This is a genomic window from Mycolicibacterium elephantis DSM 44368, from assembly GCF_004014805.1.
Classification (GTDB): Bacteria; Actinomycetota; Actinomycetes; order Mycobacteriales; family Mycobacteriaceae; genus Mycobacterium; species Mycobacterium elephantis.
In genome coordinates this window covers 1-772 of the sequence record NZ_ATDN01000065.1, presented here as the reverse complement: position 1 = coordinate 772, position 772 = coordinate 1, and the positions used below count along the sequence as shown (strand labels likewise).

Genomic DNA, 772 nt, shown 5'->3' with positions numbered 1-772 from the left:
ACGCCGCGGGCACCTCACCCAACAACATCCGGGTCGTCTCAACATCCAGGTTCGCCGCCAGGTTCCCCGAGCTGTTCAACGTGTCCGTCTCGGGATTCGCCTGCGGTAACGCTGCGGGTGTGGCCGCGATCTGCCGCCAGGTGTCGGCCTGTTCGACGACTTCGGGTTTGTCGGCGTGTTCGGTGAGCAGCGTGGCCCACCGGGCGAACGACGTCCCGGGTTCCGGCAGCGTCACGGGTTCGCCGGCGCGGTGCTGGGTCCAGGCGAGGTTGAGGTCCTCCAACAGGATTCGCCACGACACCCCGTCGATCGCCAGGTGATGCACGATGGCCACCAGTCGGCACGTCGACGTGACCCAGAGGGCGCTGACCATGCGCCCGGCGGCGGGGTTCAACCGCAATCCGGCGCGTACCACGGCGTCGTCGGTGAGGGTGTCGACGGTCAGCAGGCAGTCGGCGGCGGACACGGTGCCGGGTTCGGGCACCGTCAGCGACCAGCCGCCCGCATCGTCGTCGACACGCAGGCGCAGCATCGCATGCCGATCCAGCAGCGCCTGCAACATCACCAACACATCGGCCTCGGTGGTTCCCGAAGGCGCCTGCACCACCACCGTCTGGTTGAAGAGGTCGACCGGGCTGCCGGCGGCGTCCTGATCTTCCAACCAGCGGATGATCGGGGTGGCGGTCACCGGGCCGCTGCCGTCGTCGGGTTCGGCGTCAAGGTCTGCGACGGTGGCGGTTTGGGCGAGTCGGGCCACGGTTTGTTCGGTGAA

At 68.5% G+C, this 772-nt stretch carries 1 protein-coding gene; it reads right to left on the bottom strand.

What is annotated here, in order from left to right:
* Positions 1–772, bottom strand: a 772-nt coding sequence (locus MELE44368_RS23835) for a condensation domain-containing protein (RefSeq protein WP_164890212.1), incomplete at both ends; no start/stop codon positions are given.